The organism is Fibrobacter sp. UBA3629, assembly GCF_002374005.1.
Lineage (GTDB): Bacteria > Fibrobacterota > Fibrobacteria > Fibrobacterales > Fibrobacteraceae > Fibrobacter.
The window spans coordinates 39,011-60,999 of record NZ_DFLC01000005.1 but is presented as its reverse complement, the minus strand read 5'-3'; the positions used below and the strand labels follow the sequence as shown (position 1 = coordinate 60,999).

18 protein-coding genes and 1 pseudogene are annotated in these 21,989 nt (G+C 51.4%); 15 read left to right on the top strand and 4 right to left on the bottom strand.

Going from position 1 to position 21,989, the window contains the following annotated elements; translation table 11 throughout:
* Positions 1 to 3: 3 nt before the first annotated feature.
* Positions 4 to 1,593 (bottom strand): hypothetical protein, encoded by a 1,590-nt coding sequence (locus B2310_RS01080; protein ID WP_290728060.1) that lies wholly within the window; start codon positions 1,591 to 1,593, stop codon positions 4 to 6.
* 282 nt (positions 1,594 to 1,875) lie between these two features.
* Between B2310_RS01080 and B2310_RS01075 the strand changes: the two genes are divergently transcribed.
* A complete protein-coding gene (locus tag B2310_RS01075) occupies positions 1,876 to 2,133 on the top strand; it encodes a hypothetical protein (RefSeq protein ID WP_290728058.1) in 258 nt (85 codons plus the stop codon).
* A pseudogene (locus tag B2310_RS13325) lies at positions 2,117 to 2,395 on the top strand (DUF4160 domain-containing protein). Before B2310_RS01075 ends, B2310_RS13325 begins: the two are co-directional and overlap by 17 nt.
* A gap of 9 nt (positions 2,396 to 2,404) precedes the next feature.
* Here B2310_RS13325 and B2310_RS01070 read toward each other — a convergent pair.
* Entirely contained in the window at positions 2,405 to 4,291 is a 1,887-nt protein-coding gene (locus tag B2310_RS01070) for a family 43 glycosylhydrolase (RefSeq protein WP_290728056.1), read from the bottom strand.
* Positions 4,292 to 4,498: 207 nt separating this feature from the next.
* Positions 4,499 to 5,371 carry a fibrobacter succinogenes major paralogous domain-containing protein gene (locus B2310_RS01065; RefSeq protein WP_290728054.1) on the bottom strand — a complete coding sequence of 291 codons (873 nt, stop codon included), beginning with the start codon at positions 5,369 to 5,371 and terminating at the stop codon, positions 4,499 to 4,501.
* Between the two features lie 302 nt (positions 5,372 to 5,673).
* Here B2310_RS01065 and B2310_RS01060 point away from each other — a divergent pair, with 302 nt between their 5' ends.
* The 7 genes from B2310_RS01060 (at position 5,674) to ruvB (ending at position 12,142) form a co-directional block, all read left to right on the top strand.
* Positions 5,674 to 5,988 (top strand): helix-turn-helix domain-containing protein, encoded by a 315-nt coding sequence (locus B2310_RS01060; RefSeq protein WP_073054531.1) that lies wholly within the window; start codon positions 5,674 to 5,676, stop codon positions 5,986 to 5,988.
* Positions 5,985 to 7,214: a type II toxin-antitoxin system HipA family toxin gene (locus B2310_RS01055; protein WP_290728050.1), complete on the top strand. Its 1,230-nt coding sequence runs from the start codon at positions 5,985 to 5,987 to the stop codon at positions 7,212 to 7,214. Before B2310_RS01060 ends, B2310_RS01055 begins: the two co-directional genes overlap by 4 nt.
* 133 nt (positions 7,215 to 7,347) lie before the next feature.
* Entirely contained in the window at positions 7,348 to 7,815 is a 468-nt protein-coding gene (locus B2310_RS01050; protein WP_290728048.1) for a hypothetical protein, read from the top strand.
* 160 nt (positions 7,816 to 7,975) lie between these two features.
* Complete coding sequence (locus B2310_RS01045; RefSeq protein ID WP_290728047.1) at positions 7,976 to 8,269, top strand: hypothetical protein; 294 nt, start codon at positions 7,976 to 7,978, stop codon at positions 8,267 to 8,269.
* A 219-nt stretch (positions 8,270 to 8,488) separates the two neighbouring features.
* Positions 8,489 to 8,932, top strand: coding sequence for a hypothetical protein (locus B2310_RS01040; protein WP_290728045.1), 444 nt, complete (start codon positions 8,489 to 8,491; stop codon positions 8,930 to 8,932).
* Between the two features lie 1,533 nt (positions 8,933 to 10,465).
* Positions 10,466 to 11,074, top strand: coding sequence for a Holliday junction branch migration protein RuvA (ruvA, locus tag B2310_RS01035; protein ID WP_290728043.1), 609 nt, complete (start codon positions 10,466 to 10,468; stop codon positions 11,072 to 11,074).
* Between the two features lie 30 nt (positions 11,075 to 11,104).
* Positions 11,105 to 12,142, top strand: coding sequence for a Holliday junction branch migration DNA helicase RuvB (ruvB, locus tag B2310_RS01030; protein WP_173366224.1), 1,038 nt, complete (start codon positions 11,105 to 11,107; stop codon positions 12,140 to 12,142).
* A 20-nt stretch (positions 12,143 to 12,162) separates the two neighbouring features.
* Here ruvB and B2310_RS01025 read toward each other — a convergent pair whose 3' ends face one another.
* Positions 12,163 to 13,656, bottom strand: coding sequence for a BamA/TamA family outer membrane protein (locus B2310_RS01025; RefSeq protein ID WP_290728041.1), 1,494 nt, complete (start codon positions 13,654 to 13,656; stop codon positions 12,163 to 12,165).
* A gap of 134 nt (positions 13,657 to 13,790) precedes the next feature.
* Between B2310_RS01025 and B2310_RS01020 the strand changes: the two genes are divergently transcribed.
* The 6 genes from B2310_RS01020 to B2310_RS00995 all read left to right on the top strand — a co-directional run bounded on the left by B2310_RS01020 (position 13,791) and on the right by B2310_RS00995 (position 21,974).
* Positions 13,791 to 16,097 (top strand): MMPL family transporter, encoded by a 2,307-nt coding sequence (locus B2310_RS01020; protein ID WP_290728039.1) that lies wholly within the window; start codon positions 13,791 to 13,793, stop codon positions 16,095 to 16,097.
* Positions 16,094 to 17,290, top strand: a complete 1,197-nt coding sequence (locus B2310_RS01015) for a pyridoxal phosphate-dependent aminotransferase (protein ID WP_290728037.1) — start codon at positions 16,094 to 16,096, stop codon at positions 17,288 to 17,290. The genes B2310_RS01020 and B2310_RS01015 overlap by 4 nt, the downstream gene beginning before the upstream one ends.
* Positions 17,291 to 17,307: 17 nt before the next feature.
* Complete coding sequence (locus B2310_RS01010) at positions 17,308 to 19,383, top strand: ATP-binding cassette domain-containing protein (RefSeq protein ID WP_290728035.1); 2,076 nt, start codon at positions 17,308 to 17,310, stop codon at positions 19,381 to 19,383.
* Positions 19,380 to 20,885 carry a serine/threonine-protein kinase gene (locus B2310_RS01005; protein WP_173366219.1) on the top strand — a complete coding sequence of 502 codons (1,506 nt, stop codon included), beginning with the start codon at positions 19,380 to 19,382 and terminating at the stop codon, positions 20,883 to 20,885. The genes B2310_RS01010 and B2310_RS01005 overlap by 4 nt, the downstream gene beginning before the upstream one ends.
* Complete coding sequence (locus B2310_RS01000) at positions 20,882 to 21,274, top strand: YraN family protein (protein ID WP_173366218.1); 393 nt, start codon at positions 20,882 to 20,884, stop codon at positions 21,272 to 21,274. The genes B2310_RS01005 and B2310_RS01000 overlap by 4 nt, the downstream gene beginning before the upstream one ends.
* A 106-nt stretch (positions 21,275 to 21,380) precedes the next feature.
* Positions 21,381 to 21,974, top strand: a complete 594-nt coding sequence (locus B2310_RS00995; RefSeq protein ID WP_173381944.1) for an L-threonylcarbamoyladenylate synthase — start codon at positions 21,381 to 21,383, stop codon at positions 21,972 to 21,974.
* The last annotated feature ends 15 nt before the right edge of the window (positions 21,975 to 21,989 follow it).

Here is a 21,989-nt window from a genome sequence, read left to right as displayed (position 1 = left end):
GAACTATTCCATCTCCCATTTCAATACGGGGTACCCATCATTGAGTTCGGAATCATAAGCGAATTCGTCACCGAGGAGTTCGGCAAAGTCGTTAGATTTCATTTCATCAGCGGTTTTGGGCTTTGCAACGCCGCCACCATTATTGAGACCGAAAGGTTCTTGGTCGCCTTGCTCCAGATAATAGTAGTCCGCCATTGTAGTGTTGTAGTTGTAGCCAATCATCAAGCCGATAAGCGAATCACCATCGACTTTGCCAGTGGAATAAGCGGAACTGGTGACGCCTTCTTGATTATATCCAACAATTCCCCCAACATAGGTTAAACCAGAAATATTCCCAACATTATAGAGCAATTTTGATTTTGTGTAGGACATCGAACTAACAATCCCTCCTGTACCCCCTTCTCCAGTAATATTACCCTTATTCACTAAATTATCAATAGTTCCATAGCACACTTCACCAGCAATGCCTCCAACATAGCGCAAGCCAGTCACATCACCATCATTATACGCCTTTTGAATCACCCCACAGGGATAAAAATCATAACACGAATAACTTGATGTTTTGTTTAAGGCCAAATCATTTAAGGTAACAGAGCCTCCGCAATGTCCGATGATTCCGCCAACAAAATGTTTTCCAACAACATTCCCGCTATTCCTTAAATTTTTCGTTTCATTTTTAGAAGAACTACCAACACCACCAAATACTCCTCCAACATAACCAAACCCCTCAATAGCACCTATATTTTCCGCGTCTTCTACCGTAACATAAGTAGCACACCCAGCAACTCCGCCAACATTTTTTTCACCAGCAATAAAGCCCATATTTACAGCTTTTTTTATCACTGAATTTGTCTTATAATCTTTTTGATAAGAACTACCAATTACACCTCCAATACACTCTTCTTTTCCAGACACGCTGGCCAAATTTTTCGTACTTAATACGGAACCTGTACTACGTCCAACAATACCCGCAGAATATTCTCCTCCATACACCCAAGAATTCTCAACAGTCAAATTCTGTATCGTTCCACTAGAATTTCCAAACAATCCATTGTGTGTACTTGTGGTATTGATGAACATGCCGCTAACGGAGTGTCCATCGCCATCGAAAACGCCATCAAAGACAACGCTCGAATTGCCAATAGGAGTCCACTTGTGGAGCTTGGTTGAATCACCAACCAAGGCGCCCTTTTCGTCGATGACATCGCCTTTGTTCAGCTTGATATCAGCTCCGAGCTTAAAGAACTTGCCCTGGTACGCCTTGTCGCTCGAATTCACAACAAATGAGAGATGAGCCAGCTGTTCCGCAGTCAAAATAATGTACGGGCTCAACTTGGTTCCCGCGCCGCAAGCAAAATCCTTCGCAGTGGTTCCGTCCCAAGGCTCCCCTGCCTCCCCGACACAATCTTCATCTAGGTCCTCTGTACTACTAGAAGATTTCTTGTCACCGTTTTTACTCTCGGAACTTGTACCCTTTTTGCTGGAACTGCTGATTTCAGACGAATCATCGTCATTTTTAGGCGCAGAGACCGTTTGCGAGCAAGCAACAAGCAATGCCGCAATTCCAATAAAACCAAACAAAGAGTAGCGCATAAAAGCCTCAAAATAGTCTATTCATTAAAATATATATTATGCCACAAAAAAGAAATACGCGAGAATTATTCCAATATGGAAATTACAAAAAGACCTTTTTATCTCTTGACAATTTAATTTCTCAAATCTATACTTAGTGCACGAGTGAGTAGGAGTACTTACTAAACAACCAGACGAACCCCCGCCTTTTCTTGCATGCAGGCGGAAGGAGCAAAAGATGAATACTAGCCAAACCAGGCAAGAAAAAGTTATATTGCCATTTAGCAATAGATGTACCCCTTCATGACATTAGACGACAACGCAGAAATTGTCCATTCCGAAATGGGCAACGACGGCCGAGTCAAGGTTTACATCGAAAAACCCGATGCAAAAGACGGTTTTCATCGGGCGACATGCTATTTACCCTCCTACACATGGGAAGATATATTCGGTTTTTCAGATGAGGAACTCGACCGCTACAAGAAGGTGATCGAGTCAACGGCTCATCTGATAATGGAATTCTCTCAGAAAGGTGGGTTTAGCAATGCCGCAAATCTTTAAAATAGGCTCTTTCTGGGTTTACTTTTGGTCCAACGAAAACGATCCGTTGGAACCAGTTCACGTTCACGTATCCTAAGGCTCTCCCACTGCTAACGCCACCAAAATCTGGATTACAAAAGCAGGCAAATGCCTTCTTGCACACAACAATTCTCACATCAATCCGAAAGTTCTTCAAAACATTCTTCGGATTATTGAAGCAAGGAACGAAGATGTCATCAACAAATGGAAAGAATTCTTTGGGACGATTTCGTACTACTGCTAAGCCCCGTTCCTAGAACATCACGCGATAGCGGATTCGTCTGTCGAAATGGCGGCCCTTGAGGTCGCGGTAGCCATTGCGGGGGCGCATTTCTCCAGCACGGAGAACACGATTATCGCGGGTATCGATCCGGCGGATTGCATCCGTCGAATCCTTCACGCCCTCGTCGAACTTGATGTTGCCTACGAGCGTTTCGCCGCCGAGGCCTTCCGCTGTCAGGTAGAAGTCCTGCACGCCCTTGAGTTCCGGCAGGTTGGTGCAGCGCACGTCAATCCACTTGCTCGCGTTACCCGCCGAAGGCAACTCGCACTTCGAAATCACGTCGCCCTTCTTGCTATCCTTGCGGATGTTCAGCGTACCGCCGGCTCCGTTCTTCACCTGCACAAGCACGCCCGGGCCCACGATGGAATCCGTAATCACGTTCTCGAAAATCGCGTAGCCGCCGTCCTTGATGGCGAACTCGTCGTCCGCAGTCAGACGCACGCGGATGCCGTTGTCAAAGCCGTTCGCCGGAATCGTGTCGCGGATAATGCGCAAGAAGTCGAGGCGGTCAAGTTCCGCATAGTGCTTGCCCTTCGTAATCTCGATAAAGTTCGAGCCGCGCTTGAGTTTCGCGGGGATGTACACCACCGACTTCTCGGGGAAAGCGCTCCATGCGCCTGTCAACGGCAGCTCCACTTCCTGATTTTTGCCGTTGACGCTCACAAAATGCGAGCTACCGTTTGCACCGTCTTCGGTCCAGTTGTTGTCGTAGCGGTAACGAATCAGGTAATCGCCCGCCTGCGGGATAATCATCGGCAGGCGAATCTTGCTGTCTTCGTAGTTGATGTAGGCGCAAAATTCTCCGTTCGAAGCATCGGAGCTGCTCGAAATATCCACGTGCGTCAAGGCGCCATGTTCCGCCTCTGCGCTCAGGTAACGCCCGAGGAACGGCTGTCCCAGTTCCGGCCAACCGTCGTCGGTATAGACGATGTCGCGAACTTGTATGTAAGAGTTACCGCCGTCGTTCTTGTCGTAGTAATGGTTCACGAAGCGCTGACGGTTCACGTCCTGGAACGCCTCGCCGCCCGCAGGCCCGTAGTAGCGTCCGTAACGGCTCAACAGAATCGTGCCGCCGCCATCCAGCAACTTCTTGCCGCTGCGGTCCACGTACCCACCGTCAATGCGGTTGGAGCGCCCCACCGTCGTCTTGTAGGAATTGTTCTCGAGGTCCGCGCCCTTCTTGCAGCAGTTATCCCACGCCGTAAACAGGTAGTAGTAGCCGTCGTGCTCGATGAGGCTTGCGCCCTCGATTCCCGAGCCGCCACGGTTCGCGATGTTGATCATCTTCGCACCGTCTTTCACCTTGCCTGTTTCTTCGTTCAGTTCCAAAATGTGGATGCCCGTGCCCCACGAACCGAACGCCATCCAGACCTTGCCATCGTTGTCCTTCAGCACTGCCGCGTCAATCGCGTTGTAGGCGTCGCTCTTGACCGTGTGAATCACTTCGCCCTGGTCCGTCCAGCCGTAGCCGGGCTTTGTCGGGTCGATTTCCTTGCTCGACATGAACCCCATGCCCGACGAGCGGATGCCCATCTCGGAACCGCAATAGTACATGCGGTATTCCCCGCCAATGTAATGAATGTCCGGCGCCCAGATGTCGATCATGTTCGGGGCGTAGTCGTAAAGCCACTTCGAAAATTCCGGCATGGCGGGCTCGCCGTTCTTCCAGTTCAGCGCGTCCTCGGAGAACTGCATGAGCATGTGGTTATCCGTTGTCGCAAGCGCGTAGCCGTCCTCGTAACGGATGATGTCCGGGTCATGCCCCGCCCAGCGCGTCTCCTTCGCGTACCAGTCGGCCGCAAGGGCCTGCCCCGCCAGCAGTGCAGAAAGTGCAAAAACCACGTCGTTTCTTTTCATAACGCCTCGCTTTCCACACATCCAGCTTTAAAAATACACTAAAAAATGTTAACGGTCAGCCTTATCCTGAATATTCTAGGTCGATAATGTCCAATTCGTTGATTGCTTTCGGTATTTTATGGGTCGCTGCAAATTTCATCTGTACCCGAACAAATTTTATTTGCCTCTGCAAGGACTTGAATTGTTTTTCCGTTTGTTTTGAAGCTTCTAGTCCTTGAGGCAACGAACGGAGTACCCATAGCCCTTGCTGTTGCCCCCGTACGCAATGCCGTCGTTGTAGTTCATGTGTATGTCGTACGCGCCGTAGCTATTGTACTCTGTAGAACTCCAGAATTCTGCGCCGCTGCCGCCCCCTTTGATGAAACTCCCATAGTCGGACCTGTTGCCAGCAGGCAACGCCGAGAACGAGAACGCATCCGTGCCGTTGCCATTACGATTCCACCCAGACGTGGATTTGAGAACCTTGCCAGCAGTCGTTTCTCCGCCCACCGCCATGAACAGGGCTCTCCATTCCGTTTGAGTCGGCAGATGCCAATCTTCAGGGCAAACGCCGCGAACAGGGTAGAACGACGAACAAGTCTTATCAGCACCGCAATCCTTGCCATTTGCACTCCACTCGCCCACGCTGTCCATGGCTGCGCTCCACAGATAAAGCCTTCCTATTTTTTCGCAATAACTAGCACTATCATTATAGCAGAAACTGTTATCTGTCTCGTAGTTCAGGTTCTGCGCCATCCACCATTGATCACCGATTTTCACCGTCTTATAAACTTGACCATCACGGTCATCAACCAGCTCGCCATACTCGCAGTTGTCTTCGGTTTTTGTCTTGCACGGTGTCGCCAAAGTCACCGAACTAGATGATAATTCGGCTGAACTGCTACTCGAATTTACACTACTGCTGGACTTAGTACTGCTACTGGACACACTTGTCTCACTATCGTTCGACTTCGGTGTGACGCTGGACGAAGACGACTCAATCGAAGAATCATCGTCCGGGCGCGGGGCAAAACTGCTGTCGTCGTCACCGCAGGCGGTGAGGCACAAGGCACAGGCAAGAATTGTTATGAATTTTTTCATAGGTCCTCGCTTTCCACACATTACACTCTAAATTTATACTCCCTTAAGACATTCGTCAACCACCCAACAATCCAATACCATTGATTTTTTCGCAACAAGAAACAGCGTTTTTCAGCGTCCAACCGCTTGCGAACCCTCATAAAATAAGGCACATTTAGAAAGTAGATCTTATAGGGGCTCTTTATGAGCCGAGGTAAAACTCATTCAAAGTTCAAATTTCATCCCCTCCATTCTTCAAAACCGTTCCATTTTGTCAATATTTATTGACAATTTAATCAAAACAATATATATTTATTGACATCATGGGCAAAAAAAGCGTAACTCTACTGCCGAAAACCGGTAAAATCCTTGAACAGATGGGAGAACAGATCCGTCTGGCTCGCATGCGTCGTAAAATTTCTGTCGCACTTGCTGCCGAAAGGGCGGGCGTCAGCCGAGCATCGGTATGGGCGGTGGAAAAAGGTTCCGCGGCAGTGGCCATCGGCATTTACGCAGCAGTACTCCACGCCATAAGCGGCATGGACACCGACCTTCTCAAGGTCGCCGCAGACGACGAACTCGGACAAAAACTCCACGACATCGAACTCCTGAAGAAATATCACCCGGAGGGCAAGTGAAGCAGATTTTGGTTTACGAGAACTGGCTGCGCGCAGCCCCCACGCGCATCGGCACGCTCTTTGTGGAAGGCGCAAGAGGCAAAGAAGTCTGTTCATTCGAGTACGACAACGAATGGCTAAAGCACTCCGGTAGCTTTATGCTGGACCCGGACCTGTCCCTTTTCAAGGGTCGGCAGTTCGCTCCTGTCGGCAAGGAACTTTTCGGCATATTCGAAGACTCGTGCCCCGACCGGTGGGGACGCACGCTCATGGACCGGCGGGAATCCATAATCGCCCGTTCCGAATCGAGAAAGCCCCGAAAACTCATGGAAAGCGACTACCTGCTCGGCGTCCACGACATGTCACGCATGGGAGCTTTGCGGTTCAAAGCGAACGAGGACGGCCCCTTCCTTTCGGACGATTCCGACATGGCAGCCCCTCCGTGGGTCGCCCTCCGCAAACTAAACGACGCCGTAGCCGCATTCGAAAGCGACACCACGCACTCGGACAAATGGCTACAGATGCTAATTGCGCCGGGTTCCTCGTTAGGGGGCGCACGCCCAAAAGCAAACGTCATTGCACCGGATGGCAGCCTTTGGATAGCAAAGTTTCCTTCCAAGAACGACAAGATAAACTGCGGCGCTTGGGAAAAAACGGTCTATGAACTTGCGGAAATGTGCGGATTGAACGTTTCAGAAAGCCGCCTTGAAAAATTTTCGCGATACGGTTCCACTTTTCTCGTAAAAAGATTTGACCGAGAGTCCGGTCGGAGAATCCACTTCACGTCGGCTATGGCCCTGCTCGGCCACACAGACGGGGACGATGACTGCGGATACACCGAAATCGCCTCCTTCATCAAGTCTGCCGGAGCAGCGCCCAAAAAGGACCTTCTTGAACTCTGGAAACGGATTGTGTTCAACATCCTCGTGTCCAATACCGACGACCACTTGCGCAACCATGGTTTTCTCTTGTCCGAAAAAGGGTGGATGCTTTCGCCCCTGTTCGATGTAAACCCGAATCCGTACGGAGAATTCCTTTCGCTGAATATTTCTGACAACGATTCCACACTATCATTGGAACTCGCCCAGGATGTTTGCGAACTTTACGGATTACCTGCGGCAAAGGCAAAAGCAGCCATTACTGAAATGCAAAAAATCGTCAGCGCAAACTGGCGTAAAATCGCAACAAAGAACGGGATTTCCCGAAACGAGCAGTCCTTTATGGAAAGCGCCTTTGCATCTAGGTAATCACCCTGTTTTACTTTTTTTCAGAGTCCAACCGCTTGCGAACCCGCATAAAATAAGGTATATTCAAAAAAAATCTTTTAGGGGCTCTTTATGAGCCGAGGGAAAACTTAGCTTTTTTGACAAGGGCGAAATCATGAAGAAAATAGTGTCATTTTTAATGCTTTTATCTGTTGTAGCTTTGGGTGCACCAGATAACGAAACTAACAATGGGACAGAAGATTATGTTCCCCCCAAAAAAACAGTAGCACAATCTTTACAAGAACTAAAGGAAACAATAGACAATCAAGTTCAGAATAATCGTTGTTATGACCGTTACAAATTATATTCAACAACAAACATGTACAATTTTATAAAGCTGGATACAAGAACGGGAATCATGCACATGGTTCAGTGGGGTCTTGAAGATGGTAAAGAGGGAACTTATACTTTAAATGAAAAAAGTTTGGTTAATGAATGGAATGACTATGGATGTGGTTCATTTGAACTTTATCCAACTCAAAACATGTATCAGTTTATACTTTTGAACAAAGTTGATGGAAGACAATGGCACGTGCAATGGGGTTTTAAGTCAACAGAAAGATGGATTCGCCGGATTTACTAGACTATTGGAAGATTGTATTATCCCTCAGCATTAAAAGTTGGCGATAGTCTTATAGGGGCTCTTTATGAGCCGAGGTGAAACTTACAACTCGTCCGATTCTCGTGAGGTGGCCGAAGCTTTTGCAAATGAAATTTTGAAAGATATAGAGGAATGAAAATAAATGAAGAAGAAAAAAATCATAATAAGACTTTTGATAGCTTTGTTGTGTGCGATTATTTTTGCGTTGTTGGTTCCTTACGTTTACGGAGAAAGATTTACGCATTGTCGTTGGGGAATGGCTTTTTTATTTTGGATGTTTTGTTCTGCTATTGCAATATCTCCTGAAATCACGATAATTCCCATGAATTTAATAGAGAAAAAGAAACGGGAACTAACATTTGATGAAATTCTTTCTGGCAAAGAGGAGCCTAAAGAGGAGGAAGACTTTGATACACTAATTTCCAAGAAGAAATGAGATTTATTATCTTATAGGGACTCTTTATGAGCCGAGGTAAAACTTAAGTATAGCCTCGAAATGGCGAAAAAATATGCCGAATTGATAAAACCGAAAAAGTGACCTGTATTGGGTCGCTTTTTTTATCCCTGATTGGAATAAGGAAAAGCCGATTTTTGCGTATTTTGTTGAATTTTGACACTTTTTTATATATATTAATGGTGTGAGACGGGGTTTACCATGAAAATGACGATGAACATAATTAAAACGAGCAAAATGCCGTCTAAGTGCAAAATAAATTTTGTTTGCGCTGTTTTGCCGCTTGTTCTTTTTGTGTTCGGAGTTCTTTCGCCTGTTTGGACGGACAGCTTTGTTGTTTATGTCTTTAGCCTGCTTCCGTTTTATGTATATACGTACATTGTCGAAAGCGTGTTTGTTGATGGAGGCTCTTTGTTTGGGACTAAACGCGGCCTTTATGCTTCGAGAATGTGGGTTGCAGGAATAGTTGTTACGACGGTTGTTTCTGTAATTGGTGCGTTTTTTCTTGGCGATACAGGGGCTATTTACTATGGTCCGTGCATGATTTTGGCGATTAATATTCCTGTATCTGTCGTTTATGCGATTGTGTGCATTTTTGCAGATTCTGTGAGATATGCTAGACCTCTTCAGAATTTTGTCGCTTAAAAGATGTTCATCTTATAGGGACTCTTTATGAGCGGAGATAAAACAAAAAGTTCAGCCAGCATTAAGGGAATACAATGGAAACAAAAGACATAATTTTCGGAATAGTGATGTTTGTTGTTGAGATTGCTTACTACATGATGGGTGGCCGAAAACAATTTGTCTTTTTTATTCTTATTATAGTAGGGCTGCTTTTATATGGTGCTTTTATTCGATAACTATTTTGTAGTTTAGTCTAAAAAAGAAAACCTTCTTTAAGGCCGCTCATCGGCGGCCTTTTTCCGTATATTAAGGCTAGCAAGGCGGGAAACATGTATTTCCTATCTTATAGGGGCTCTTTATGAGCCGAGCTAAAACATGACGAACATATCTTCACCGACGAATTCGAATTTGTTTCCGTCTAGTCCGTTTAAATAACCTTTGTGTTTAATTGATATTTGTGTTTTTGTTATATTGTAAAAATGTATTTTTTTAACGAATTGGAATAGTGAAAATATGAAGGATCAAAAAAAATGAGATGGAAGAGGTGTCAAAAATAAAGATTTCGGGGTATGTGATTTTCTTTGCATCGATAGTTGGCGGATGGCTTGGCCTGCATTGTGTTATTGCCCGTCGATACCGCAGGGCGTGTGTGTATTTTCTTATGGGTGGAACGCCCTTTGCATGTCTTAATGGGTTGATGAATAAGTCGGGCCCAGTGTGGTTTTATTTTATTGCGTATTCTCTGATGTTTATTCAGATAATATGTAATTTGATTGATACTTATAAAATCAGTAGAGGAAATTATACGGATAAGACGGGAAATATTATATATACTAAAAGTCAGTGGATGCCAATAGTCTTTATTATATTTGCTTTTTTGTACCTGCGCTCCTTTTATTATGATGTAATTCATCTTGCGGTTCAAGTGGTTAAATTATTGCAATAACTGTTTATTGGGAAAAAGCCCGTAACGGGCTTTTTGCAAGCATATTGCGAGCGGTATTCCGTAAAAAATAAAGCCCCGGTTTAGCCGGAGCAGTTTAAAGCGCGAATATAACGGCGCGGTTGCTGTGAGACAAAAAATCGCCTTTCATGAGACAAAATGAAAGGCGATTTTTTAACCATTTGGAACAATGCTATTTAATTGTTCCCATCCATCTTGATTGCTGTTGATTTTATAGAATGTAATACCATAAGGGCTTATAGTCACTTTACGAGTTTCAGAACCAGTAAGAGTGGCTGATGATGTCTTATAAGGGCTCTTTATGAGCGGAGGTAGAACCTCCGAAGGCTAGATTGCTCTAAATACACCACTTTTCTCTGGATTTCCACAGGCACCTCCATTTCAATAGTGCGCAAAGTATTTTCTGTAAAAAACATCAATAAAGCGCATTGTTTCAGCACAAATGTGACCATCACTGAAACCGCAGCAGAACCGCAGTCGGAATGCAGTGACCGTGCAATTTTGTAAAAAAAAATACGATTTGACTTGACAGAGCCAACGAATTAGTATATATTTGTGCAGTAGCACAAAAGTGCATATTCGGAGTTTTTATGATTGAGCGCATTCGCGGAATCCTTATCGAAAAATCCCCCACCTTCGTCGTCGTTGACGTGAACGGTGTCGGTTACGGAGTAAACATTTCAGCCTACACGGCCGGCAAGTTGCCCGAAGAAGGCTCCGAGGTGACTCTCCACACGAATCTCGTGGTCCGCGAAGACTCCATGACGCTCTTCGGCTTTGCGGACAGAATCGAAAAGGACACGTTCCTGATGCTCATCGACGTGAACGGCGTGGGGCCAAAGCTTGCACAGCGCATCCTGAGCGGAGTCTCGCCAGCCGACCTCCTGAACATGGTGGCAAGCGACAACAAAAGCGCCCTCGGCAAAATCAAGGGTCTCGGCAAAAAGACCTGCGAGCAGATGGTCCTCACCCTCAAGGACAAGGCGGGGGCGATGCTACAGGCGCTCGGCGATGTCGAAGGCTCGGGCATTACCGGCATGGGCGTCCTTACCGGAGCGAAGATGGAGGCGGTCCTCGCCCTTCACACTCTCGGCGTAAAAGACCCTGCGGCAGAGAGAGCCGTTGTCAAGGCGGCCGAAATTCTCGGGGATTCCGCCGATGCGGCGACCCTCATACCCGAAGCTTTGAAGTATCTTTGATCGCAAACCACAAACGAGGAATGTTTTTTCATGGACGACCAGCGGATTATTTCGCCCGAAAAAAGAATCGGTGAAGGCGACGACGTGGATCGTACGCTCAGGCCACCCAGCCTCGCGGAATTCACGGGACAAGGAGACATCAAGGAAAGTCTTTCCATCGCCATCGAAGCGGCGAAACACCGCGGCGATTCGCTCGACCACTGCCTTTTCGCCGGCCCTCCGGGTCTCGGCAAAACGACCCTCGCAGGAATCATCGCGAAGGAAATGGGCGTCAACATCCACATCACGAGCGGCCCCGTCCTCGACAAGGCTAGCGACCTGGCCGGCCTCCTGACAAGCCTGCAGGAGAACGACGTCCTCTTTATCGACGAGATCCACCGGCTGAACCGCGTGGTCGAGGAATACCTCTACCCCGCCATGGAAGACTACAGGCTCGACATCATGCTCGATTCGGGACCGACGGCGCGTAGCGTCAACCTCCCGCTCAAGCACTTCACCCTCGTCGGAGCAACCACTCGCAGCGGCATGCTCACGGGTCCTCTCCGCGACCGATTCGGCCTCCAGTACCGGCTGGAACTCTACAACGAGGACGACATCGTCAAAATCCTTATCCGGAGCGCGCGGATCCTGGGTGTCGGGCTCGAGGAGGACGCCGCAAGGCTGCTCGGCGGACGTTGCCGCGGGACGCCCCGCATCGCGAACAGGGTGCTGCGCCGTTGCCGCGACGTGGCCCAGGTACGCGGGAACGGGACGATCGACCTCGAAGCCGCCCAGCGCACACTGCAGATGCTCGGAATCGACACCGAGGGGCTCGACCCTACCGACCGGAAGATCCTCGGACTCATTATCGACAAGTTCGACGGCGGGCCAGTCGGCATAACAACCATCGGGGCCGCGATGGGCGAAGAGCCCGACACGCTAGAAGAAGTCTACGAGCCGTACCTCATCCAGAAAGGTCTCCTTTCCCGAACCCAGCGAGGGAGAATCGCCACGCGCAACGCCTACGCCATGCTCCACCGCGATATTCCGCAGAAACAAGTACCAAGCGACCAGATTGAACTTTTCTAGGCGACGCGGGGGCCATGCCCCTACTTGAATTCGGGCGCGATGGTCAGCACCAGGTTCACGCCATGGAGCCCGTGAAAACCAAGCTGCACGCGGAACCAGTACATGTCCGGCTTGCGGACGCGGACGCCGAACCCCCAGGAATTGTTGAGACGGTGAACCGACCAGTCCTTGAATGTCGGCGAAAACATCGCATACTCGTTGAACAGGACGCCGTCCACATAATAATCGATAGGCCAGCGGTATTCCATGCTCAGGCTCATGACATGCTGGGCCGCATAGTAATCCTGGAACCCTCGCAGCGGAAACCTCGGCCCGACGAGAGAATACAGCTTGAACGGGGCTCCCCCCTCCTCTATTTCCCAACTGTCTATCATCCTGAACTGAAGCGCTATCACCCTCCTTTCGAACAGGGTTTCACGGACATTGTCGGGCCGCCACATGCGAAGGGCGTCATTCCAGTTGAAGTCCATGTAAAAGCGCCGATTCTGTCGCGCCTCTTTTTTTGTCAGGTGGAACTTTTGCGCTTTGCCAAAATAGAAATAATGCTGGAACACGAATTCCGTCCGCACGAAGTCGTGGTTCATGCCGTTATCATCGAAATCAAACCTTGTCGGCCGATTTCCCGGCTCCTCCGCATTATCGAAGGATATCCCGCTGTATTTTCCAACAAAAAAGTAACGGGCCAGCAGCTGCATGCGGCTCCCCCGCGAAGGCGCGAAGGGAAAATCGAGATTGTCGAACAAGACCGAGAGCCCGACAGGGAACATCAGGAACGACTGGTAAAGGCCGCGGTCGTCGATGGAAAAATCACGGCTGACAAGGATGCTGTCCTGCGAATTTCCCGGAAGGCTACGGTCCACGATATCCACCGTGCCCAGCAGCTCGAGACTCCAACGGCCATCGCTCGTAAGGGGTATGCCCGCCTGCAAGTCGATGGTGAATGAGGAATCCGGCATGACAAAGTCCTCTCGCGTCCCCGGATAGACAAAGAACCCGTCGCGGTCCCAGAACTTACGAAGCCGAATGCCCCCGAACAAGTCGGTCCCGAAAAGTTCGTGCTTCGTGTAGCGCAGGTCGACGAAGAAATCGCCGTTCGCGAAATACTGCGGCGAAAGGACTAGGTAATCCTTGCCAAAGAACAGGCTCCTGTGGCGGTAGGTCAACCCTAGCATCGTGGAATTGCCGGGTTTAAGGTTCATTATGGGATAAAGCAGAATGTTCCGTTTCTCGCCAAACGTAATCAGGTCGACAGCCGTCTCGATGACCCCGTTGTCGAACGCGTAATGCAGGGGTTGCGCTATCGGATAGACCGCCGCGTTCAGCACCGGCTGGATGATATGTTCGAAAGGCCAGGTGAAAAAACGTTTCCACGACGAGGAGGATTCTTCGACTGTAGCCGAAGAATCGGGACCGTGCGCCATCGAGTCGGCAACGGCCACAGAATCCGCCTCGGCAAAGGCGGATGTGGCCAGCGCAAGGGCAAAGGCGATTATGCAAAGCCGCAAGCGAATCATCTCAATCCTAATTTATAATTATATTATAGCCGATGTTTTCCCTAATCAGCAAAATAACCAGAAGACTTACACGATTTCCTGTAGCCGTTTTGCTTTTCGGGACCATTTTCGCCATTCTTTCGGCGTTTCCCATCATGAACCTGCGGTGGGACCTCCAGTTGCAGGACACGCTCTCCTTCAGCGACGAGTCCAACAACGACTACAAGCGTATCGAAAGCGACTTCGGCGGGCTCGGGAGCCTCATTGTCGTCCTGCATTCCAAGGACAGCCTCCAGAACTACACCACCGCGAAAAGTCTAGCGCAGATGTTGCGCAAGGATCCGCTGGTCCACTTCGTGGATTTCGAAACCGACACCGACTACTACACGCGGCACTGCCTTCTCTATATCGACGAGAGCGACCTCGATTCCACCATCAACCGCATCCGCCCCATACGGGACAAGTTCATCAGCAGGAATAACCCGTTCTACGTCGACCTGGACGCCGGCCTCGATTCCTCCACGGAAAAGGAAATCGAATTCCGCGTGAACGACCTCCAGGAAAAATACGCGAGAATCATGAACCGCAGCCACTCGAATCCCGACGGCACCATCCGGGTTGTAGAGATATACCCCACGCACCCGCTAACGGACCTCAAGGCAAGCCGCGAACTCCTGTCGCAGACCAGCACCTACCTCTCCGCAATCATCCAGGGCGGCGACGTGCAATCCTACTTTACCGGAAAGGTTTTCGAGACAATCCGCCGCGGACGGACGCTCCTTCCCGAAGCCCAGCTAGCGGGCGGACTTACCGCCCTCATCATCCTGCTCCTCTTTGTCGTGAATTTTTACAGGCAGCCGCAGCTGATATTTATCTCGTCGGTGGCGACGGCGCTCCCAATCGTCTACACGCTCGCCCTCGCATCGCTCCTCTACGGGAGAATCAACCTATACACCCTGCTCCTCGCCATCATCCTGCCGGGCCAGGCATGCCAGATAGTGAACCACGTCTACAAGCGCTATTTCGAAGAACGCGCCCGCAACCTGAGCCCGCAACTCTGCATCGAGAGCGCTATTCTCGGCATCGGCCCCTCCACATGCGCATCCTCGTGCATCATGGCCTCCCTCTTTGCATGCATGATGTTCGTGCCGCTTCCCGGGCTGCAGGAACTTGCCATCCTAGGGAGCCTCGGGACACTCATCAACTGGATGGTCACCCTCCTTGTCGCCACCGCCCTCCTGCGCGTATTCCAGAAGAGCCGTCCGTTTTCGGTCAACTCATTCAAAATAAATCCGTCCTCGCACAAAGTGACGCTTCTCCCCCATAGGCTCAATGTCGTCCTCATCGCCATCGTGTCTATCATTAGCCTCGTATGCCTTGTCTACGGAGGGTCAAATCTCAAGTTCTTCTACGATTTCAGCAAGACCGAAATCAAGAAGACAACCGGCACGGCCGATTCCCTCCTCGCCCAGACCGGATTCCCGCAATACGACCCCATCATCGTCGAGACAACAAGCGCAGAGGCAAGCACGGAGCTCTACCGCAACTTCGAGCAGCTAAAGAAGAAAGGCGCCATCCCGAACGTCCAGAAGATGTACACGCTCGCCAAGACTGTTCCGCACGCAAGCGTTTCTCGCGAACAGAAACTCGACACGCTGGAGGCTTTCGCGAAAGGAATCGACGTCAAGGATCTCGACGAAAAGCAGAAGAAAGCCTACGACTTTATGGCCGAGGCGCTTTCGAACAGGAAGGTCGACGACGAGGACCTGCCTGACAACGTGAAAGTCAAGTTCAGCGACAAGAACGGGAACCGCGGCGTTTTCTCTTTCATTTTCCACAATATCGATCCAGACGACGGACTCGCGTGCCGCAGGCTGAACGAGAACCTCGACAAGATCAGGGGCCCGGAAAAGGAAGGTATCCTGATGACCGGGGAACCCGTCATCCGCGCAACCGTCCTCGACCTCATCCTCAAAAACCTGGACAAGACCCTCTGGATTGGAAGTTTCCTCGTATGGTTCTTCCTGCTCATGTTCTACAACCGATTCAGCAGGGCCATATTCACCCTCCTCCCCTCGGTATTCGCCATAAGCTGGCTGCTGATCCTCATTAGGCTGCTCGGCATCGAGCTTTCGTTCTACAGTTCGCTCGCATTCCCCCTCATCATCGGGGCTAGCGTCGACGGTTCGCTGCAGCTCTGGAGCGCCTTCTACACGAAACAGGCAGGGACAGCCATCACGGTCCTCCAGACAAAGTTCTTCGGCATCCTCCTGAGCCAGGCGGCATCGTTCATCGCCTCCTTCAGCCTTATCATATCATCCCATCCCGGACTCCGCAGCATCGGCCAGGTCTTGCTACTGGGGCTCGCCTGCATTGCGCTTGCACAGTTCACCACCTTCCCGCTGATTGCCGGAATCCTCGACAACTACCGAATCTGGAAAAAGAAGAAAGAGTCAAAATGACACGTCCCCTTTCGACACGAACAGAAAATATCGCAGCATCGCTCACTGTCGCCATCGATACGCTCGCCAAGCAAATGATCGCCGAAGGCAAAGATGTGGTCAGCCTCGGCGCGGGCGAACCCGACTTTCCGACTCCAAGGCCCATCTGCGATGCCGCCACCAGGGCGATTACCGATGGCAAGACGCGCTATACCGCCCCCGTCGGGATTCTCGAGGTGCGCAAGGAAGTCTGCAACAAGCTCAAGCGCGACAACGGCCTCGACTACGCTCCCGAACAGATCATCATGACTAGCGGTGCGAAGCACGCCGTGTTCAATTCACTCGCGGCCCTCGTAAACCCGGGCGACGAAATCATCATTCCCGCCCCCTACTGGGTCACCTACCCCGAACTCGTGAAGTGGCTCGGCGGCGTTCCCAAGTTCGTGCCGACCACCATCGGGAACAAATTCAAGATGACCGCGGAGCAGTTGCAGAGCGCCATCACCGAAAAGACGAAGGCGATCCTCATCAACAACCCCTGCAACCCGACCGGAAGCGTGTATTCGCACGAAGAACTCGCCGGCCTCGCTAAAGTCATCGTCAAGAACGACATCTACTGCATCTCCGACGAGGTTTATGAATACTTCGTCTATGGCGCACAGTTCGCAAGCATTGCGAGTTTCGACGGGATGGCCGAACGAACCATCGTCGTGAACGGGTTCTCGAAATCGCACTGCATGACGGGCTGGAGAATCGGATACGACGCCGCCCCCGCTCCGATTGCAAAGATAATCGGCAAAATTCAGGGACAGGCAACACACCACCCGAGCAACATCGCGCAATATGCAGCCCTCGAAGCTCTCCGCATGGGCATGGGCGAAGTGGATAAGATGCGCGCGGCATTCCGCAGGAGGCGCTACTTCATGGTATCGCAGGTTTCGAGAATCCTCGGCGAAAGCATCTCCGCGCCCGAAGGCGCATTCTACCTGTTCGCGCCCGTCGCAAAGCTCTACGGCAAAAAGACGCCCGCAGGTGCAGCCGTAAACAGTTCGATTGACTTCTGCAAATACCTGCTCGAGACACAGGGACTCGCCATCGTGCCGGGAGCCGCCTTCGGAGACGACAGCTGCGTGCGGTTCTCGTATGCGGCAAGCGACGAGACGTTGGCAAAAGCCTGCGAAAGATTCGAGAACGGAATCAAAGAGCTCAAGTAATGCGGCGGTAAGCGGCCATGTTCAGAATCATTACGCCAGATACAAGCAAGCCCTTCACCATCGGGCGCAGAGAAGGAAGTGACCTCCGCTTCTCGGAGCGTTTTGTATCCAGGGAACATGCCGTCATTGAACGAGAGCAAGGTCCGAACGGAGCCGTCTGGAAAATCCGCAGCCTTACCGAAAACAGTTTCACCCTCCTGAACGAAGCCCAGATAAACGAAAGCGAACTTCACGACGGCGACATCATCGGAATCGGGGTCAAGAGGCTGAGGGTCGACATCAAGGAAGACAAACTTTCCCTCCTGCTTTACGACATCAACGACGAAGTCCAGGAGCAACCGCTCGAAGACAAATTCTGCATGGTGGATCTAGGCGAGGACGGTTCGACAAAACCCATCCAAGTGCGCAAGGACGGAGACGGCGCCGAAATCCGTTTCCAGCACCCCATCATAGACGAGGAAGGCAAGAGCAGGAAAAAAATAGGGCTCCGCCCCGGCGAAGGAATCCGATTCGACCAGACGGAAATGAGCGTCAGGGATGGGAAGCTCTTCATGCGAAAAGCGGGAGCAGGGTTCGAATTGCACGTCCGGGACCTCGACGTATACGCGGGGAAGAAGCAGCTCTTGTCGGGTATCGACTTCGACCTCCCCGCCGGCGAAATACTCGCCATCATCGGACGCTCGGGACAGGGAAAATCAAGCCTACTGAAACTCTTCGAAGGCACCTACCGCAAGGGCGAAAGAAGCGAAGTCACCATAGGCGGCGTCGACTACCGCCACAGCCAGATTCGCGAACGCATCGCCATTCTCGAACAGGATCCGCCACTCCGCAGCGACCTGACCGTCGACGAAACGCTCCGCCATGGCGCCCGCATTACGCTTGACGCAAAGGACTTTCGCGAAAGCGCGGACGGGCGACTCGAAAAGTTCTGCGAACTTTTCGGGCTGAGCGGCAGGCGGCAGAGCCGCATCAGGACGCTCAGCGGCGGCGAGATACGCCGCGTCGCCCTCGCAGCGGAACTCATGGGAAACCCAGGTCTCATCATCCTCGACGAGCCGCTTTCGGGTCTCGACCCATTCAACTCCCGCATCCTGTGTTCGCACCTGAAGCAGCTCGCCTTTCTCGGGCACACAATTATCCTCACCACGCACAGTTACGAGGCGCTCCGCATTGCGAACAAAGTGCTCGTCATCCATCAAGGCGAACAGTGCTTCTACGGCAGCCCGCAAGGAGCATACCAGTTCTTCAAGACAAGCAATCCTGACGAAATCCTCTCGAACCTCTCTACGGATTCATCTTCGATTTGGCAAAAATCAGGAATCATCAGCAAGGACACGGTTTCGAACAACCTAAGCCACTACTACTTCACCAAGCAACGGCACAAGGGTTCGCTATTCTACAACATGGCGCTCATGCTTCGCCAATGGGTTCGTGACAAGGGGAAGCTAGCCGCACTTCTTTTGCAGCCCTTCATCATCGGCTTTCTCTTTTCGCAAATTTTCTCGCGGACATCCTCGCTCTGGACAGTCGCATTCGCCATCGTGCTCTGCGCGAACTGGTTCTCGCTATCGCTTTCCATCCGCGAAATCGTTCAGGAAAAAAATACAATCAAGGGCGAATTCCGCAAGGGGGCCCGCATACTTCCCTACCTCTCCGCCAAATTCATCCTCCCCACGATTGTATCCATCCTGCAGACCGTCATTGTATACGCCTTTATCGCCTACCGCATTCCCATCCACCACGACATTCCCGAGCTCCTGGCAATCGCCGTTACGGCAACAACTCCCGCCATCGCCATCGGGCTTCTCGTGAGCTCACTATCGCGCAATTCGGGACAAGCGAACGCCTTCTTGCCGCTCCTCATCATCCCGCAAGTGGCGCTCGCCGGGGCCCTGGTTCCCTTCGACCAAATGCAACAGGTGGGCAAATGGCTTTCCTACATCGTCTGGTCACGCTATAGCCAAAGTTCGCTGCTGAACACGCTGCTCGAACATCCCGATGACGTTTGGAACAAAGGAGCGGCCCTACTCCTCGCCGCATTATTTTGTATAATTACCGCAACGATTCTTTACCGGTCCAAGAAAGCAAAATGACAGAACCTGCATCACAGAATTTTCCCAGGCCCTTCAACGAGAACTACGACCTTATCGGCACCCTCGGCAAAGGCGGCATGGGACTTGTCTACAAAGCCCTCGACAAAAAGCTCAAGCGCGAAGTCGCCTTCAAGATTCTCGACGCCTCCGCCGACGAAGAAGCCATCCAGAGGTTCTACCTGGAAGCGCAGGCGATGAAGGAACTGGACCACCAGAACATCGTCCACGTATTCGACTTCGGAAAGCAGAACAACCAGCTGTTCATCGCGATGACCTACGTGCAGGGATTCTCGCTTTCGGACGTATTGCAGAAGCAAAGCAAGCTGCCGTTCGACGCCATCGAGGTCATCATCCGCCAGATTGCGCGCGGGCTCCTCTACGCCCACAGCAAGGGCATCGTCCACCGCGACGTAAAGCCCTCGAACATCATGCTCACGCGCGACAACCGTGTCTACGTGATGGATTTCGGGATTTCGTACATCCAGGAGATGGAAAAGGATAGGCTCACCAAGACGGGCGTTACCATGGGTACGCCGGAATACATGAGCCCCGAGCAATGTCACGGAGACGAAGTGACGCTCCAGTCGGACATCTACAGCATGGGCGTTATCTTGTACGAAATGACCTGCGGAAGACTCCCCTTCAACGGAAGCCGACCCGTAGAAATTGCGCTCAAGCACGTTCAGGAACCTCCCCCGGATCCCAAACAGTTCCGCCCCGACATGCCACCGGGACTCTCCGAGCTCATCCTCAAGTGCCTTAAGAAAAAGCTCAACGAACGCTTCCACGACATGCAGGAATTCCTCGATGAATGCGACCAGGTTTTCCCGCAAAAAGAAACGCACGGAAGCGTAAAGATCGGCAAGAAGGGCTCCCTGCTGCGGCACGGTCCCGCCTCGATTGCCGAAGCGGCCACCCGCCTCCCATCGCACGTACGCGTCATCCGCAGGCGTTTAACCGCGCTTGCCATCTCGCTGTTCCCGCTCATCATCCTGCTCCTCGTTCTCCTGATGCTCACGCACAAGCCCGAGAGGATGCTTACGGAGATTGAATGGGACGATGCGATGGGCAACCACGAGACCGCAGCCATCGAAGCCGACATCTCGGGTGGCTACCCCATCGACAACCTCACCGATGGCGACCTCAAGACGGCCTGGCTCAACGCCATGCCTGCCAAGCCGCAGAACCCGGTACTCACGCTGTTCTTCGACAATATCACGCTCATCACGCACGTCGGATTTGCCGTAGGTTACCAGAAATCGGTCGACGACCCATTCGGCGACCGCTTCCGCATCTTCAAGAAGCCGAAGACGCTCACCTTCGAGACCAAGGAAGGCTTCAAGCAGAAGGTGACGCTTGAAAACATCAAGGGCATGCAGTATCCGAAAATCCAGGCGATGGAAACCAGCGAAATCAAGATTTACCTCGACGAAGCCTACGACGCCGAAAACAAGGACTTCGCCATTTCTGAAATGCGCCTGCTCGGCATGGAGCTCCATTGAACAGCAAATCCAAAGGAAACCTCGTCGAGACACACGCCTCCGCGTACCTCTTGCGAGAAGGGTACCGTGTCCTCGCCCGTAACTACGCCTATCGCGGCGGCGAACTCGACATCGTTGCAAAGCAGGGCGAAACGATTGTTTTCGTAGAGGTAAAATCCGTATGGAAAACCGGCGAAGGGAATCCCGCCGCACGCGTGAACGTGCAGAAGCAACGGAAAATCTGGCAGACGGCGTGCCACTTTTTGCACACACACCGCGAAGAAGCGCCCAGGGGCTTTGACCAGCCATGCCGTTTCGACGTCCTCACCGCGCGCATGTACCAGACGCCCGTGCAATTCGCACACATCAAGAACGCTTTCGAAGGCACCCAAGTGATTCCGCAGTGCTAGCGAGATAAACTATCTGCCCTAAAGATCCTCGCCTTGCTTCGACAAAACTCAGCACAAGTCGCGAGGATGACGATGCAAAATCCAGCCATATTTTTATATTATCGCCATGCGTTTTGAAGTACATCCAGACAACCCGCAGGCGAGAATCGTGAAACTCGCTGCAGCAGCCCTCGAAGACGACGCGCTGGTACTCTACCCCACCGAATCGGGCTATGCCATCGGCTGCAATGCAGAATCCCCGAAGGCAATCCACAAGCTTTACGCCCTCAAAAAGCCTATGAAGAAGTTCTTCATGGCGCTCATCGTCCCCGACATCCGCAGTGCGACCGAGTACGCCCGCATCGACAACTTCGCGTTCAACATCATGAAGCCGCGCGTGCCAGGACCCTACACCTTCATTCTGCCCGCCGACCCGCACATTGCCCGCAGGCTCGACGTGAAGCGCCCCGAAATCGGCATCCGCATGCCCACGCACCCGTTTTTCAAGGAACTCTTCCAGCATTTCGACAAGCCCATCCTCAGCACGGCGGCAAAACTCAGCGAAGAGGACATCTTCGAGCCCGACGTAATCTGGAAGACCTTCGAGCATTCCGTAGAGATGATGGTCGACTGCGGCCCCATTGAGATTAACCCGACGAACATAATAAGCCTCATCGGCGGGAACGTCGAAGTCATCCGCGGCGAGTTGCTCGACCCGTAGGCACCCAGAGCAAAA